Annotated in this window: 15 protein-coding genes and 8 tRNA genes; 6 read left to right on the top strand and 17 right to left on the bottom strand. The window is 53.2% G+C overall.

Features of this window, described 5'->3' with window-relative positions; all coding sequences use genetic code 11:
• Window positions 1–12: 12 nt before the first annotated feature.
• Window positions 13–438 (top strand): GNAT family N-acetyltransferase, encoded by a 426-nt coding sequence (locus AYI87_RS15745; protein WP_258406390.1) that lies wholly within the window; start codon window positions 13–15, stop codon window positions 436–438.
• A 116-nt stretch (window positions 439–554) separates the two neighbouring features.
• Here the strand turns inward: AYI87_RS15745 and AYI87_RS15740 are convergent, their stop codons facing one another.
• The 4 genes from AYI87_RS15740 to hemA all read right to left on the bottom strand — a co-directional run bounded on the left by AYI87_RS15740 (window position 555) and on the right by hemA (window position 4,232).
• The gene (locus AYI87_RS15740; RefSeq protein WP_144203671.1) at window positions 555–797 is read right to left on the bottom strand and encodes a hypothetical protein; all 243 of its coding nucleotides are present in this window, start codon (window positions 795–797) and stop codon (window positions 555–557) included.
• Window positions 798–1,001: 204 nt separating this feature from the next.
• Entirely contained in the window at window positions 1,002–1,844 is an 843-nt protein-coding gene (prmC, locus tag AYI87_RS15735) for a peptide chain release factor N(5)-glutamine methyltransferase (protein WP_011866708.1), read from the bottom strand.
• Between the two features lie 38 nt (window positions 1,845–1,882).
• Window positions 1,883–2,968, bottom strand: a complete 1,086-nt coding sequence (gene prfA / locus AYI87_RS15730) for a peptide chain release factor 1 (protein ID WP_144203669.1) — start codon at window positions 2,966–2,968, stop codon at window positions 1,883–1,885.
• A 13-nt stretch (window positions 2,969–2,981) separates the two neighbouring features.
• Entirely contained in the window at window positions 2,982–4,232 is a 1,251-nt protein-coding gene (gene hemA, locus AYI87_RS15725) for a glutamyl-tRNA reductase (protein WP_011866710.1), read from the bottom strand.
• 319 nt (window positions 4,233–4,551) lie between these two features.
• Here hemA and lolB point away from each other — a divergent pair, with 319 nt between their 5' ends.
• From lolB to AYI87_RS15710, 3 genes are all read left to right on the top strand, one after another.
• The gene (gene lolB, locus AYI87_RS15720; RefSeq protein WP_144203667.1) at window positions 4,552–5,208 is read left to right on the top strand and encodes a lipoprotein insertase outer membrane protein LolB; all 657 of its coding nucleotides are present in this window, start codon (window positions 4,552–4,554) and stop codon (window positions 5,206–5,208) included.
• Window positions 5,195–6,049 (top strand): 4-(cytidine 5'-diphospho)-2-C-methyl-D-erythritol kinase, encoded by an 855-nt coding sequence (gene ispE / locus AYI87_RS15715; RefSeq protein ID WP_144203665.1) that lies wholly within the window; start codon window positions 5,195–5,197, stop codon window positions 6,047–6,049. Before lolB ends, ispE begins: the two co-directional genes overlap by 14 nt.
• 65 nt (window positions 6,050–6,114) lie before the next feature.
• Window positions 6,115–7,062: a ribose-phosphate pyrophosphokinase gene (locus AYI87_RS15710; protein WP_144203663.1), complete on the top strand. Its 948-nt coding sequence runs from the start codon at window positions 6,115–6,117 to the stop codon at window positions 7,060–7,062.
• An 80-nt stretch (window positions 7,063–7,142) separates the two neighbouring features.
• On the opposite strand, the gene AYI87_RS15705 is transcribed toward AYI87_RS15710, so the two are convergent.
• From AYI87_RS15705 to AYI87_RS15645, 13 genes are all read right to left on the bottom strand, one after another.
• Window positions 7,143–7,550, bottom strand: coding sequence for a hypothetical protein (locus tag AYI87_RS15705; protein WP_144203661.1), 408 nt, complete (start codon window positions 7,548–7,550; stop codon window positions 7,143–7,145).
• Between the two features lie 12 nt (window positions 7,551–7,562).
• Entirely contained in the window at window positions 7,563–8,030 is a 468-nt protein-coding gene (locus AYI87_RS15700; protein WP_258406446.1) for a hypothetical protein, read from the bottom strand.
• Window positions 8,031–8,274: 244 nt separating this feature from the next.
• Window positions 8,275–8,359: transfer RNA gene (locus AYI87_RS15695), tRNA-Leu, on the bottom strand.
• 54 nt (window positions 8,360–8,413) lie between these two features.
• A tRNA-Gln gene (locus AYI87_RS15690) sits at window positions 8,414–8,488 on the bottom strand.
• Between the two features lie 45 nt (window positions 8,489–8,533).
• Window positions 8,534–8,618: transfer RNA gene (locus AYI87_RS15685), tRNA-Leu, on the bottom strand.
• A gap of 132 nt (window positions 8,619–8,750) precedes the next feature.
• Window positions 8,751–8,827 (bottom strand) — tRNA-Met (locus tag AYI87_RS15680).
• Window positions 8,828–8,847: 20 nt separating this feature from the next.
• Window positions 8,848–8,922 (bottom strand) — tRNA-Gln (locus AYI87_RS15675).
• Between the two features lie 25 nt (window positions 8,923–8,947).
• Window positions 8,948–9,022 (bottom strand) — tRNA-Gln (locus tag AYI87_RS15670).
• Window positions 9,023–9,070: 48 nt separating this feature from the next.
• Window positions 9,071–9,155, bottom strand: a tRNA-Leu gene (locus tag AYI87_RS15665).
• A 109-nt stretch (window positions 9,156–9,264) separates the two neighbouring features.
• A tRNA-Met gene (locus AYI87_RS15660) sits at window positions 9,265–9,341 on the bottom strand.
• Between the two features lie 267 nt (window positions 9,342–9,608).
• On the bottom strand, window positions 9,609–10,700 hold the full coding sequence (ychF, locus tag AYI87_RS15655; protein ID WP_011866716.1) for a redox-regulated ATPase YchF: 1,092 nt from the start codon (window positions 10,698–10,700) through the stop codon (window positions 9,609–9,611).
• Window positions 10,701–10,770: 70 nt separating this feature from the next.
• Window positions 10,771–11,358 carry an aminoacyl-tRNA hydrolase gene (gene pth / locus AYI87_RS15650; RefSeq protein WP_011866717.1) on the bottom strand — a complete coding sequence of 196 codons (588 nt, stop codon included), beginning with the start codon at window positions 11,356–11,358 and terminating at the stop codon, window positions 10,771–10,773.
• Between the two features lie 103 nt (window positions 11,359–11,461).
• Entirely contained in the window at window positions 11,462–12,598 is a 1,137-nt protein-coding gene (locus tag AYI87_RS15645) for an FAD-dependent monooxygenase (RefSeq protein WP_409928978.1), read from the bottom strand.
• 255 nt (window positions 12,599–12,853) lie between these two features.
• Here AYI87_RS15645 and AYI87_RS15640 point away from each other — a divergent pair, with 255 nt between their 5' ends.
• Together AYI87_RS15640 and miaB are read left to right on the top strand one after the other, a co-directional pair.
• Window positions 12,854–13,156: a hypothetical protein gene (locus tag AYI87_RS15640; protein WP_144203655.1), complete on the top strand. Its 303-nt coding sequence runs from the start codon at window positions 12,854–12,856 to the stop codon at window positions 13,154–13,156.
• Window positions 13,157–13,254: 98 nt separating this feature from the next.
• Entirely contained in the window at window positions 13,255–14,679 is a 1,425-nt protein-coding gene (gene miaB / locus AYI87_RS15635) for a tRNA (N6-isopentenyl adenosine(37)-C2)-methylthiotransferase MiaB (protein ID WP_011866720.1), read from the top strand.
• Window positions 14,680–14,749: the final 70 nt, after the last annotated feature.

Here is a 14,749-nt window from a genome sequence, read left to right as displayed (position 1 = left end):
AGGAAAGGTCACTTGAATACAGATAACAAAATTAACTTTACCCATGATGACTCCGGTGAATTCGCCGACAGGGTGAAACAAAAAATCGCCGAGTTTAACTGGCAGCGTTGGGAGGTGAGCGAGCGCTTACCCCTGGGTCTGAAGCTGGAGAATGAGGCGGGGGAGATGATCGCCGGCCTGTCGGCGCGCACCTTCGGTAACTGGCTGATGATAGATAACTTCTGGGTGAGCGAGTCGCTCAGAGGACAACAGATTGGCAGCCAGATGCTACAAGAGGCCGAACGTATCGCCAGGGAGCGGGGCTGCATCTATGCCATCTTAGATACCCTAAACTTTCAGGCGCGCCCCTTCTACGAGGCCAGAGGCTATCGACTGGAGTGGACTCAGGAGCAATACCCTAAGACGGGTTGCAAGTACTTCATGACCAAGACGCTCTAAGCGAGCAAATCTAAGTGAGCAAATCTAAGCGAGCAAATCTAAGCTAACCAAGCTTAGAGAATTAATTTTTAAGCGCCTGAGGCTTCTTCAAACAGTAGCGGCCTCTCCTTTAAGCGCTACTGGCCCTCGGCTTCTTTTAACGCCTTGGCCCGCTTCTCTGCCTCCTCCTGCATCAGGGCATTCATCTCCTTATCGAAGGTGGCGAGTTCATCCGGCCGAGTCGGCACCTTAGGGCCAGAGCCTTGAGTGGCCTCCAGGGCCGCCTCGGTCTGCTCGCTGAGCACAGGTTGCGTGGCGAGTTGCTGATAATACAAGAGGCCGATAATTAACAAGGCCAGTAACATAGCGATCATTTTCATGGTGTTTTCCTAAGACGCCAGGTCTCCCCTAGCCTGTGAACTGTTGAGTATGGCCTATCCTGGGGGTCATTAAAACAAAACGAAAATAAAACGACAATATTACGAAAAGAAAACGCCACAGGCTCAGGCCCATGGCGTTTTTAGTGTCACGCTGTGAGGTGCTAACGTAGCACTTAAGTTAGCTAGTCAAACCATCTAGGCTAACTATCTTGGCCAGCGACCCAGGGTGCACCTGTCGTTGCTGCCAAAATCGCGTACCGTCGCGACCGCCTCGTAACCCAGCTCGATCATCTTATCGCGCACAGTGAGTGCCTGGCCGAAACCATGCTCGAGCAGCAGATAGCCACCGGGCGCCAGGTAGTCGCGCGCCGCCTCGGCGATGTAGAAGAGATCCGCATAGCCATGTTCACCTGCGGTGAGCGCGCTATGGGGTTCGAAGCGCACGTCCCCTTGGGACAGATGCTCATCTTCCTCATCGATATAGGGCGGATTGGAGACGATCAGGTTGAAGTCGTAACGATTGATGGCGTCGAACCAGTCACTCTGCAGCACCTCCACCTGAGGCAGCTTGAGGTTGTCGCGGTTGGCCTTGGCCAGGGCGACGGCCTCGAGCACCTTATCTACCGCGGTGATCTGCCAGTTACTACGCTCGAAGGCCAGCGACAGGGCGATAGCCCCGGTACCTGTCCCCAGGTCCAGCACCTTGGCATTCTCCGCCAGCGGCAGGTTAAGGGCCGTCTCTACCAAAATCTCGGTATCCGGGCGCGGGATCAGCGTGGTGGGGTTGACCATGAAGGGCAGCGACCAGAACTCCCGCTCGCCGACGATATGGGCGATGGGGGTACCTAACTCGCGGCGGCCGACCATCTGCTTGTATTCGGTCACCTGCTCGCTGGTCAGACGCTCGTCTGGCCAGGTATAGAGATAACTGCGCTGCTTATGAATGATATGCAACAGCATCACCTCGGCATCGAGCTTGGCACTGTCAGACACATCCTGGAGTCGAGTCGAGGCCCATTCTAGGGCCTGTGCTAACGTCTGGAACAAAGCATATCCTTAATCACCTAGCGGCAATGATAGCAAGATTAACCTTCGGAAAGGGCTGCTAACATGTCGGCTTGGTTTTCCTGCATCAAGGGGCCGAGGATGGCATCGAGGTCGCCTTCCATCACTTCGCTGAGGCGATAGAGGGTCAAGTTGATTCTGTGCTCGCTCACACGTCCCTGCGGGAAGTTATAGGTACGCACACGCTCTGAGCGGTCACCACTGGCCACCAGGTTACGACGTGTCGATTCCTCTTCGCTGCGGCGCTTCTCATCTTCCACCGCCTGAATACGGGCGGCCAAGACGCTCATGGCCTGGGCGCGGTTTTTATGCTGCGAGCGCTGATCCTGACACTCCACAACGATACCCGAAGGAATATGGGTAATACGGATGGCAGAATCTGTCTTGTTTACGTGCTGACCACCGGCGCCCGAGGCGCGGAAGGTGTCGACCTTAAGGTCGGCAGGATTAATTTCGATCGCTTCGGCTTCTGGGATCTCAGGCATTACCACCACGGTACAGGCCGAGGTATGCACACGTCCTTGAGATTCGGTTTCAGGCACGCGCTGTACGCGGTGTCCGCCCGACTCGAACTTGAGCTTGCCATAGACGCCATCGCCTGAGACTTTAACGATGATCTCTTTGAAGCCACCATGTTCGCCTTCGTTGGCGTTCATGATCTCCATCTGCCAGCGGTTTGCCTCGCAGTAGCGGCTGTACATGCGGAACAGGTCACCGGCAAAGATAGCCGCCTCGTCACCACCGGCACCGGCGCGGATCTCGAGGAAGGCGTTGTTGTCATCTTTAGGATCTTTTGGCAGCAGCAGGATCTGCAGCTCACCTTCCAAGACGTCCAGGGTCGCCTTGGCTTCTTTAATCTCTTCTTGCGCCATCTCTTTCAGATCGGCGTCATCTTCGGCGAGCATCTCCTGCGCCGAAGCAAGATCTTCTTCGGCCTGACGGTAGGCCTTAAAGCTCTTTACCACGTCTTCGAGTTGAGAATACTCTTTGGACAGAGCGCGAAAACGCTCCTGATCGGCGATGATTTCCGCATCACTCAGCAGCGCCAAAACCTCTTCATTACGCTCAAGCAAGCCTTCGAGCTTGCGAATAACACTGTCCTTCATTACAACGCTAACCTTAGTCTTTATCTAGTCCGAGCGCTGCTCTTAATTGTCCTAAGCTATTGAGGTCACCGCGGCGACTCGCCTGAGTGAGCGCCTGGGTCGGGGCGTGGATCAACTTATTGGTCAACTTGTTCGCCAGTTCCAGTATTAGCTGCTCGCTATCACCACCCTGGGCCAACTTATTGATCGCTCGCTCAACCAACTCATCTCTGATCGCCATACTCTGGCTTCGGTATTCACGGATGCTGTCGACCGACTCTAACGATCGAATCCACTCCATGAAATGATGAGATTCCTCTTCAACAATTAATTCAGCTTTCTCGGCCGCCTCACGTCGGGAGGCCATATTCTGTTCAATGATGCTTTGCAGATCGTCAACCGTGTATAAGAAGGCATCGTCCAGATCGGCAACTTCGGCCTCGATATCTCTAGGAACTGCTATATCAACCAATAACATAGGTTGATGACGACGCTGCTTAAGCGCTTTTTCTACCATGCCTTTACCCAGTATAGGTAATGGGCTGGCGGTAGAGGATATCACGATATCGGCCTTAGGGAGAAAATCTGGTATCTGTTCGAGCGTAATTGCCGTCGCACCGAACTCTTCACACATGGCTTCGGCGCGGGAAATGGTACGGTTGGCGACTATCATGGAGTCGACACCATTGTCTTTCAGGTGGCGTGCCACCAGCTCTATGGTCTCGCCGGCGCCGATCAGCAGCACCTTAGTGGCGCTCAGCGCCGAGAAAATATGTTTGGCCATGCTCACGGCCGCAAAGGCGACCGATACGGCGGCGGCACCGATCTCTGTCTCGGTGCGCACCTTCTTGGCCACCGAGAAGGTATTTTGGAACAGTCTGTCCATGGTGACGGCAACCGTACCGGCCTCTTTGGCCTTCACGAAAGATTGCTTCACCTGACCTAAGATCTGCGGTTCGCCCAGGATGAGCGAGTCGAGTCCCGACGAGACTCGCATCAGATGTTGTACCACCTGCTGCCCCTGATACTTGTACAGGCAGGGCAATACGTCATCGTGAGATAACTGATGATAAGACTCCAGCCAGCTGATCACATCCGCCTCATCACCCGTGTTGCAATAGAGCTCGGTGCGGTTACAGGTCGAGACGATCACCGCCTCCCCTGTCTTAGTCCGACTGGCAAGACTCTTCATCGCTTCATGAATTTTATCAGGCGCAAACGCTACCTTTTCTCGTAGGTCTACAGTGGCTGTTTTATGATTAATACCGATTGCTACAAGGCTCATCTGACTCTTTCTGGTCTCTAGGGTCTGTTAATCTTGCGAGTTCATTGACTACCGGCCATAGGCCCGAATCATCTCACTTAATGCCAGTCATTCTACGCAATTGAGTCGACTAAAAACAGAATACGCTTAACAAAACCGAACAATAATCTGGCTTGTCACAACTTTTTTCTATTAAACCTGAGGCTTAAAATCAAGCCCTCAGACCTCGGCGAAAATTAGCCATTGCTAACCCTAGCCTAGGCTGGCAGGAAATTTGGGATTAGTCGTTGGTATTTAAAGTCAGCCCTCGTATGATATGCGCTAGTGATTTTAGCCATAGATGAATAATTTGAACTACTTCACAAAAATTTCGGCAAGCTGTGCGGCCTTAGCGCTAATGACCCTCGCCGGCTGTGCCTCCCACAAACCGATCGACTATGTCCCCACACAGGTAGAAAGCGCTAACCAGGCAGAAGCCTGGGAGCTACAGGGCAAATTGGCGGTGCGCACCCCGGACGATAAATTCAGCACCAACCTCTACTGGTTCCATACCCAGACCAAGGATGACCTGACCCTGACCACTATGCTGGGCACTACGGTCATGACCCTCAACAAGACCCCTAGCCAGGCGAGCCTGGAGATCGAAGACAAGGTGTATCAGGACAGCGATGCCGAAGAGCTGCTCAGGCGCCTCACCGGCTGGTCGATTCCGGTCGACACCCTGCCCCTGTGGATCACGGGGCAGATCTCCGCTCAGGATGAGGTTGTCGCCGTCGACGAACAGGGTCGCCCCAAGGAGGTGCTCAACCACACGGGCAGTAGTCCCTGGCACGTCAGCTTCAACAGCTGGCAACAGCAGAGCGGCGCCGAGCTGCCGAGACTGCTGCAGCTGCAACGTGACGAGATACGCTTAAAGTTGCAGGTAAGCCAATGGCAGGCACTGACACCGACGCCCATCAAAGCATCACAACCGGAATCGACAGATGACAAGCAATAGATCCACCGCCTGGCCGGCACCGGCTAAACTCAACCTGTTTCTCCACGTCAACGGCCGCCGCGCCGATGGCTACCATGAGCTACAGACCCTGTTTCAGTTTATCGACTACTGCGACTACCTGGATTTTGCCGTCAACGACAGCGGCAACCTCACCCTGCATTCCGAAATGGAAGCTGTTGTTGCAAATAGCGATAACTTAATTCTAAAAGCTGCAAAATCTTTGCAGGAGTACACGGGTACCCATAAAGGCGCGGAGATCTGGCTGGATAAAAAACTACCAATGGGCGGCGGCATAGGTGGCGGCTCATCCGATGCGGCCACCACACTGGTCGCCCTGAATCATCTTTGGCAGACTCAATTATCACAGGATGAACTGGCAAAGATAGGCCTGTCTCTCGGCGCTGATGTCCCTGTTTTTATTAATGGTTTAGCGGCATTTGCCGAAGGGGTCGGCGAGCAGTTAATCCCAGTCGAGGCGCCGGAAAATTGGTACCTAATCCTGACCCCGGATGTTCATGTTTCCACCGCCGAGGTGTTTAACGATCCCCTGCTACCACGGGATACGCCTAAGCTCTCCATGGATGATTTAATGAGCAGTGACTGGCACAACGATTGCCAACCCAGAGTCGCCGAGCGATACCCCCAAGTTGCCAAAGCATTGGCGTGGCTGATAGAATATGCGCCGTCCAGAATGACGGGGACCGGAGCATGTGTATTCGGTATCTTCGACACACGCCAGCAGGCAGAGCAGGTTTTTGCCAAATTGCCGGCGGATTTGTGCGGTTTCATCGCCAAGGGGACAAATAAATCACCATTAGCGTTGCGGCTAACGCAGCGCTAAGTTCATGCGGGAAAGCCTAGGTTATCCCGACAATTACAATGAAGCATACGCCTGAGGTCCATACAGTGCCTGACATTAAACTATTTGCTGGTAACGCAACCCCCAGTCTCGCCAAGAAGATAGCAGATCGCCTATTTTGTAAACTCGGAGACGCTGAGGTTGGCGTTTTCAGTGACGGTGAAATCAGTGTCCAGATTAACGAAAATGTACGTGGGGCGGATGTATTTATCATTCAATCTACTTGTGCACCTACTAACGATAACCTGATGGAACTTATCGTTATGGTAGACGCGTTACGTCGCGCATCTGCTGGCCGTATTACTGCGGTTATCCCTTACTTCGGTTACGCCCGTCAAGACCGTCGTGTACGCAGTGCTCGTGTACCTATTACCGCTAAGGTAGTCGCCGACTTCCTATCAAGCGTTGGTGTTGACCGCGTATTGACCTGTGACCTGCACGCCGAGCAGATCCAGGGCTTCTTCGATGTACCTGTAGACAACGTATTCGGTAGCCCAGTGCTACTAGAAGACATGCTGGGCAAGCAGCTGGACAACCCTGTCGTAGTTTCACCAGACATTGGTGGTGTAGTACGTGCTCGCGCCGTAGCCAAGCTACTGGACGACTCAGATCTGGCTATCATCGACAAGCGTCGCCCACAGGCGAACGTTGCTCAGGTGATGCACATCATTGGCGACGTTCAAGGCCGCGACTGCATCATAGTCGACGACATGATCGATACCGGCGGTACCCTGTGTAAGGCTGCAGAAGCGCTTAAAGAACACGGTGCTAACCGCGTATTCGCCTACGCCACTCACCCAGTATTCTCAGGCAACGCGCCTAAGAACATCGCCGAGTCTGTGATCGACGAAGTGATCGTGACCGACACCATCCCACTAAGTGAAGAGATGGCGGCACTGGATAAAGTGACTCAGCTAACCATGTCTAGCGTGATGGCCGAAGCTATCCGCCGCGTAAGCAACGAAGAGTCTATCTCTGCGATGTTTAAGCACTAATCACCCGCTTCAAGGGTAACGAAAAAAGCCACTCGATTGAGTGGCTTTTTTGTATCTATCATCATCTAACAACCTAACACCTATCTGACCGTGCGCCTCAGGGCGTCATCACGCACCGCCAGGGTAAGATCATAGGCGATGGTGCGGCGCAGTTTGACCAGCCAACCGCTGACCTTACCCATGTCGACGTCACACTTCTTGGTACAGCCTTCGCGCTTGGCATCGATCAGGGTGATGGCGATGCCCTTGTCGCTCTCTACCAGCTCGACGTTGATTTCATAGGTCTTGTAGCTCAGTCTGGCGAAGCGTTTGTCCCCCACACGCTCGAAGCGCCAGTGGTTACGTGACACGGCCTTATCCAGCATGTCATCGTAATCAGTCACATAGCTGCCCAGTGGAATGGGATCTTGATAGAGGTGCAGCCCCTGTGCCTGCAATGGCGCCGCAAGGCTTAGCCCTATGAGCATTCCTAGCATAATCTTTTTCATCTTCACGCTTCCTTAACGCATTTGCAGCTGTCTGGCGATGCTGGCTCTGAGGTTCTTGATGTAGTTGTAATAGCCTCGGCCATTCTTATAGCAGATCCCATCGATCAGATTTGCGCACTGATAATCGCCCAGGGCATCTTGATACTTGAGCTGCACCAGGGACTCGTCGTATTCGATACGCATCACATTGGTGTCGCCGCGATAGTCAAAGCGCGCCAAGATATAACCCTCGCCCTCACCGTCATACACCCAGGCGAAGCCCTTGGTATTCAGCATGCCCATCAAGATTGCGTAGCGAGTCTTTTCGAGCCCTATGTTGTGGGTCTCTATCTCTTGATGTACCGCGCGAATATAACGGTCTGAAGACTTAGGCTGGGTATTTTGCTTTATCGTTAGTGTGCTGGGCTGTGCCAGTACCAGAGGGCTAAGCGCCAGCAGGCTCAGGCCACAGACTAATGTTTTAATGCTCAAGGTTGTCACTCCCTGTGATAATAAAAAACTCATGCTATCACAGGGGCCTAGCAGCGACTAGCCAGTAGATCACTGCTTGGGTCGGCTTGTGACTTGAAGGCTTCTCGCAAGGATTGAAGCGACGCTTAAATCCAGGGTCTGAGGGTTCAGATTCTGGCCTGACAGGCAACTGATAGATAAACAAACGACAGATAGGCAAAAGACAGATACAAAAAAGCCTGTCACTTGGACAGGCTCTCTGCAATCTTAATAATGGTACGGGAGGAGAGACTTGAACTCTCACACCTTGCGGCACCAGAACCTAAATCTGGCGTGTCTACCAATTCCACCACTCCCGCATCGCTTTACATCTGATTTGATGGCTTAGTTTAACATCTTAAGCTAGATAAAAATGGCTGGGGTACTAGGATTCGAACCTAGGAATGCCGAGATCAAAACCCGGTGCCTTACCGCTTGGCGATACCCCAACAAGCTTGGCTTAGATTACAGGAAACACCTATAACCTCAAATAATGGTACGGGAGGAGAGACTTGAACTCTCACACCTTGCGGCACCAGAACCTAAATCTGGCGTGTCTACCAATTCCACCACTCCCGCTTAGCATCTAGTTTTATATCTTGATGAAGATTCTAGTCATATGTCTGAGCCGAGGCTCAACTAACTAGCAGACCTCAAGTTTTACATCTCGAGCAGATGGCGCCGATAACGGCGGATTTACCTGAAATAAGATGGTAGCTATGGCGGGACTTGAACCTGCGACCCCAGCATTATGAGTGCTGTGCTCTAACCAGCTGAGCTACATAGCCACATTTATCTTACTGATAAATGGCTGGGGTACTAGGATTCGAACCTAGGAATGCCGAGATCAAAACCCGGTGCCTTACCGCTTGGCGATACCCCAAGAATCAAGTTAAGCAAGAGGAAAATGGCTGGGGTACTAGGATTCGAACCTAGGAATGCCGAGATCAAAACCCGGTGCCTTACCGCTTGGCGATACCCCAATTTTCTTGCTTAAGACTAAAGGTAGACAACCTCTAGTCAAAAATAAATGGTACGGGAGGAGAGACTTGAACTCTCACACCTTGCGGCACCAGAACCTAAATCTGGCGTGTCTACCAATTCCACCACTCCCGCACTGCTTCTAGTTTTACATCTTGAACAGATGGTGGCGTCTGCCACTATCAATTTTACATCTTGAAAGGATGGTGGCGTCTGCCACTATCAATTTTACATCTTGAAAGGATGGTAGCTATGGCGGGACTTGAACCTGCGACCCCAGCATTATGAGTGCTGTGCTCTAACCAGCTGAGCTACATAGCCATCGATATTTCGCGCCCCTCTTGCTGAGGAACGGGGCGTATTATGCTTATTCAGCGTAGGCAGGTCAACAGCTTTTTTTCGCTAATTTAAACTATCTTAGCCGTTCGCCTATAAACTCACCAAAGTGAACAGGCCTTATGCAATTCGCCCGTAAAAACCTGCAATTAACGCCTATTTTTCCCCGTAGGAGAAAGCAAAACGGCCCGATATGAGTATCGAGCCGCCTAAGCGTTTGTTGGTTTTCGCCGCCAAGAACGGCGTCAACCGCTAAACGTTGAAGAGGAAATGCATCACATCGCCATCTTTAACCACATAGGTCTTACCTTCGACGCGCAGTTTACCCGCTTCTTTGGCACCCGCCTCACCCTTGTAGGCGATGAAGTCGTCATAAGACATCACCTGGGCACGAATGAAGCCACGTTCGAAGTCGGTGTGGATAACGCCAGCCGCCTGCGGCGCACAGGCGCCAACTGGCACAGTCCAGGCGCGAACCTCTTTCACACCGGCGGTAAAGTAGGTGTGCAGATCCAGCAGTTGGTAACCGGCGCGGATCACGCGATCTAAACCAGGCTCTTCCAGGCCAAGGTCGGCCATGAACTCGTCACGGTCTTCAGGATCCATCTCGGCCAGCTCAGATTCGATCGCCGCGCACACGGCCACGACTACCGCATTCTCTTTCGCCGCGATCTCGCGTACCGCATCCAGGTGTGGGTTGTTCTCGAACCCATCTTCGGCAACGTTAGCGATATACATGGTTGGCTTGAGGGTCAGGAAGTTAAGGTAGTTAACCGCCGCCAGTTCCTCCTTGCTCAGATCCATAGAGCGCAGCATGTGACCTTCATCCAGCACAGGGCGCATCTTCTCGAGTACGCTCACCTCAAACTTAGCATCTTTGTCGCCGCCCTTGGCACGCTTTTGCTGACGCAAGATGGCGCGCTCGCAAGAATCTAAGTCGGCCAGTGCCAGTTCGGTGTTGATCACCTCGATGTCGCTTGCAGGCGAAACCTTGTTGGCGACGTGTACGATGTTCTCATCTTCGAAACAACGCACCACGTGACCGATAGCATCGGTTTCACGAATGTTTGCCAGGAACTTGTTACCCAGGCCTTCCCCTTTCGAGGCACCCGCCACCAGGCCGGCGATATCGACGAATTCCATGGTAGTCGGCAGAACACGTTCAGGCTTAACGATTTCCGCCAGGGCCTCCAAACGTGGATCCGGCACAGGTACCACACCCGTGTTAGGCTCGATCGTACAAAACGGGAAGTTTGACGCTTCGATACCCGCCTTAGTCAAGGCGTTGAACAGAGTCGATTTACCTACGTTTGGTAGGCCGACGATGCCACATTTAAAACCCATATTATTACCTTTATTTAATTAACCTTATCGCCGAGGCGATAATGAAGCTGTTCATTGTCGACGAATCGACTTATCCGGCCTTGTAAGAGTGCAACCTGTGCATCGCCTTACTCATGTCTTCCTTAAAGAGCACCTCGGTGGCCCGCACCGCCTCGTCAATCACCTCTTCGATGAGGCGTTGCTCAGTCTGCGGCGCCTTACCCAGCACATAGTTACTGACCATGCTCTTGTCGCCTGGATGGCCAATGCCGATCCGCAGGCGATAGAAACCTTTGTCGTTAGCGAGCTTGGCGATGATGTCTTTGAGGCCATTATGGCCACCGTGACCGCCGCCCAACTTAAACTTAGCCACACCCGGCGGCATATCCAGCTCATCGTGAGCCACTAAGATCTCATCGGGAGCAATACGAAAGAAGTTTGCCAAGGCCCCCACCGACTTGCCACTAAGGTTCATAAAGGTGGTCGGGATCAAAAGGCGCACATCTTTACCGTACAGAGTTGCCCTGGCGGTCAGGCCATAGTATTTGCTGTCGGCCACCAGGCTGACACCGCATACCCGTGCCAGCTCGTTGACATACCATGCACCTGCGTTGTGCCGAGTCTGCTCATATTTGTCGCCTGGATTAGCCAAGCCTACGATAAGCTTTATATTGCTCATTTCACCCTTGTCCATTCGCAAGTGCCAATAAAAAACGCGGCATTTTAGCACTCAATCGAGTCGGCAACAAATTTATCCCGGACAAGGGCAATATGGCCGGAGCTTATAGCCCCATGGCGTATTTGAGTACCTTCTGCTTGATGGGCCCGTCTATGTTCGCCAGCTTGAGGGCACCGTTTCTAAGCAGTTTCAGCGGCAAGAGCTCGTTACTAAAGCCGGCGTAGAAGAGATCCATGGTGGTCATCATCAGCTGATTGTCGGTGTAACGCTTAGCCTGATAACTCTTGAGCACCTCGTTATCCCACCAGCATTTATGGTTAGCGATGGCATCGGCGAAGGTGTCTATCAAGGCGCTGACATCCTTAAAGCCCAGGTTGACGCCCTGGCCGGCCAGCGGATTGATGGTATGGGCGGCGTCGCCCAAGATGACCAGGTGATCGTCGAAGTAGCGCTGGGCGTGGCGACGGGTCAGCTTGAAGCTTCCCTTAGAGAGCACCTTAAACTCACGCGGCAGACGTTTAGGAAAATGGGCATCTATCTGCTCATACAGCGCCTGATTGCTTAGGCTTTGCAGCTGAGCGATACGACTGGCATCGTCATACCACACTAGGGAGGCGTGCTTACCCGGTAGCGGCAACAAGGAGCGCGGCCCCTTAGGGGTAAACTGCTGCCAGGTGACATCCTGCTCTTCCTGCTCGGTGGCGATATTGATCAGCATGGCCGACTGGGCGTAATCCCACCCCGTCACGCCGATCCCTGCCCACTGGCGCACCTGAGAGTTGGCGCCATCGGCCCCCACCAATAGCCGCGTCTCTATCTCGCTACCATCCTCCAGGGTGAGGCGAATGCCGCCTTCCATGCGGGCAAACTGGCTCACCTTGGCAGGGCAAAGCAGACTGAGATTGTCATGTCGGTCAAATTGCTGCCACAGGGCCAGCTGCACCAAGCGGTTCTCGACGATATGACCAAGATGAGAGGCGCCAATCTGGTCGCTATGAAACTGGGTGATGCAGCCTTCCATCTCCCAGGTCTCTAGCCCCTTGTAGGCCACCTGACGCATCTCGCCGAGTGCCGGCAGGGCGCCGAGGCGCTCGAGCAACTGCTCAGAGGCCACGCTGATGGCCGATACCCTAAGATCCAATTCCTGCTCACTGTCGTAGGCCTTCGGCCCATAGGCCTCAACCACCGCCACCGACAGGCCAAGCTGCGCCAACCCGAGGGCCGTCGCCGCCCCCACCATACCGCCGCCTAACACGACAACATCTTTCACTAAGGTCTTGCGCTGGTTCTGACTCACCTTGGGTTCGACTCCCTACTTCTTATTACCAAATATGTCACATCGACGGATTGCGTGTATAAATGTTACCAGGCAGGCAACTACTCACACTCAGTTACAAAGGCGCGGCGCATAACACCATTTGCGCCTTTACACTCTCAGTTCACAGCTAACTTGCAATACAGCTAACCATTACTGCTGAGTGTCACGGAGTGTCCTATGAAAAAGTTACTGCTAGCCAGCCTAATCACCGCCGCCAGTCTAATCTCGGCCTCGGCCCTTGCCACGCCCACCTCTGGGATGGAGAGGATGACTGTAACCTATCGCAACTCGCTTGATTATGCCCTATATCAATATACGATTGAATTAATGAGCCATTATAGGGCGGAGATCCAAACAAGCATACAGCGTCAGGCCAAAAACAGCAGCCAGGCGATGGCCGATGCCTTCTTTACTCAGATGCCCGAGGCGCAGGTCGCCCTGGTGGATTTCCCGGTCAAAGGATCCGCGCGCACCGAGTAAATTCATCCTTATGACGTGCAAAAGCTAGCCAGCAGGCGGCGCAGAGGGTAAAATGTCGCGCTATTTTTCCCAGTAGTTGCAACAACGGCGCAAAACTGATGAGTAAGAAACTCCACATTAAAACCTGGGGCTGTCAGATGAATGAGTATGACTCATCAAAGATGGCCGACCTGCTCGACGAATATCAAGGCTACACCTTGACCGAAGAGGCCGAAGAAGCAGATGTACTGCTACTCAATACCTGCTCGATTCGCGAAAAAGCACAGGAAAAAGTATTTCACCAGCTGGGTCGCTGGAAGACGCTAAAAGACAAGAACCCTAACCTTATCATAGGTGTAGGTGGCTGTGTGGCGTCTCAAGAAGGTAAGGCAATCAAAGACAGAGCTCAGTGTGTCGACCTGATCTTCGGCCCACAGACACTACATCGTCTGCCAGAGATGATCGAACAGATCCAGCAAGGCGGCAAGGCAGTCATCGACGTCAGCTTCCCCGAAATTGAAAAGTTCGACCGCCTGCCAGAGCCGCGCGCCGAGGGCCCGAGCGCCTTCGTCTCCATCATGGAAGGCTGTAGCAAATATTGCTCTTTCTGCGTAGTGCCATACACACGCGGTGAAGAGGTGAGCCGTCCGGTGGACGACGTGATCCTAGAGATCGCTCAGCTCGCCGAGCAAGGCGTGCGTGAGGTAAACCTGCTAGGCCAGAACGTGAACGCCTATCGCGGCGCGACCCACGATGACGATATCTGTACCTTCGCCGAGCTGCTACGTTATGTGGCCGCCATCGACGGTATCGATCGTATTCGTTTCACCACCAGCCACCCGATCGAGTTTACCCAAGACATCATAGACGTGTATGAAGACACGCCTGAGTTGGTGAGCTTCCTGCATCTGCCGGTGCAATCTGGTTCAGATCTGATCCTCACCCAGATGAAGCGTGGCCACATGGCTATCGAATACAAATCGATCATCCGTCGTCTACGTAAGGCTAGGCCCGACATTCAGATCAGCTCTGACTTCATCGTCGGCTTCCCTGGTGAATCTAAGCAGGATTTCGCCGATACCATGAAGCTGATTGAAGATGTGCAGTTCGACCACAGCTTCAGCTTTATCTACAGCGCACGCCCGGGCACGCCCGCCTCAGACCTGCCTGACGATGTGTCGCTGGATGAGAAGAAGGAGCGCCTGGCGATTCTGCAAGACAGGATCACCCAGCAGGCGATGCGCTACAGCCGTCAGATGCTAGGCACAGTGCAGCGTATCCTGGTAGAAGGCCCATCGGTGAAGAATCCGATGGAGCTGCGTGGTCGCACCGAAAACAACCGTGTGGTGAACTTCGAAGCCGATCCTAAGCACATAGGTAGCTTCGTCGACGTCGAGATTGTCGATGTGTTTACCAACTCGCTGCGTGGCAAGTTCATTCGCGGCGAAGATGAGATGGACCTGCGCCGTGACCTGCGTCCATCTGACATCCTGGCCAAGCATAAGAAAGATGACGATCTTGGGGTGACGCAGTTTATCCCTTAGGCAACATCTTAAGTGCGAATTGAAAGCGACCCCAGGGTCGCTTTTTTATTGCACATTTCTATCGTGCATT

Origin of the sequence: Shewanella sp. KCT, assembly GCF_007636505.1 — a bacterium.
GTDB classification, from domain to species: Bacteria; Pseudomonadota; Gammaproteobacteria; order Enterobacterales; family Shewanellaceae; genus Shewanella; species Shewanella halotolerans.
Note: the sequence above shows the minus strand (reverse complement) of the source record. Positions and strands in the feature narration are given on the sequence as shown.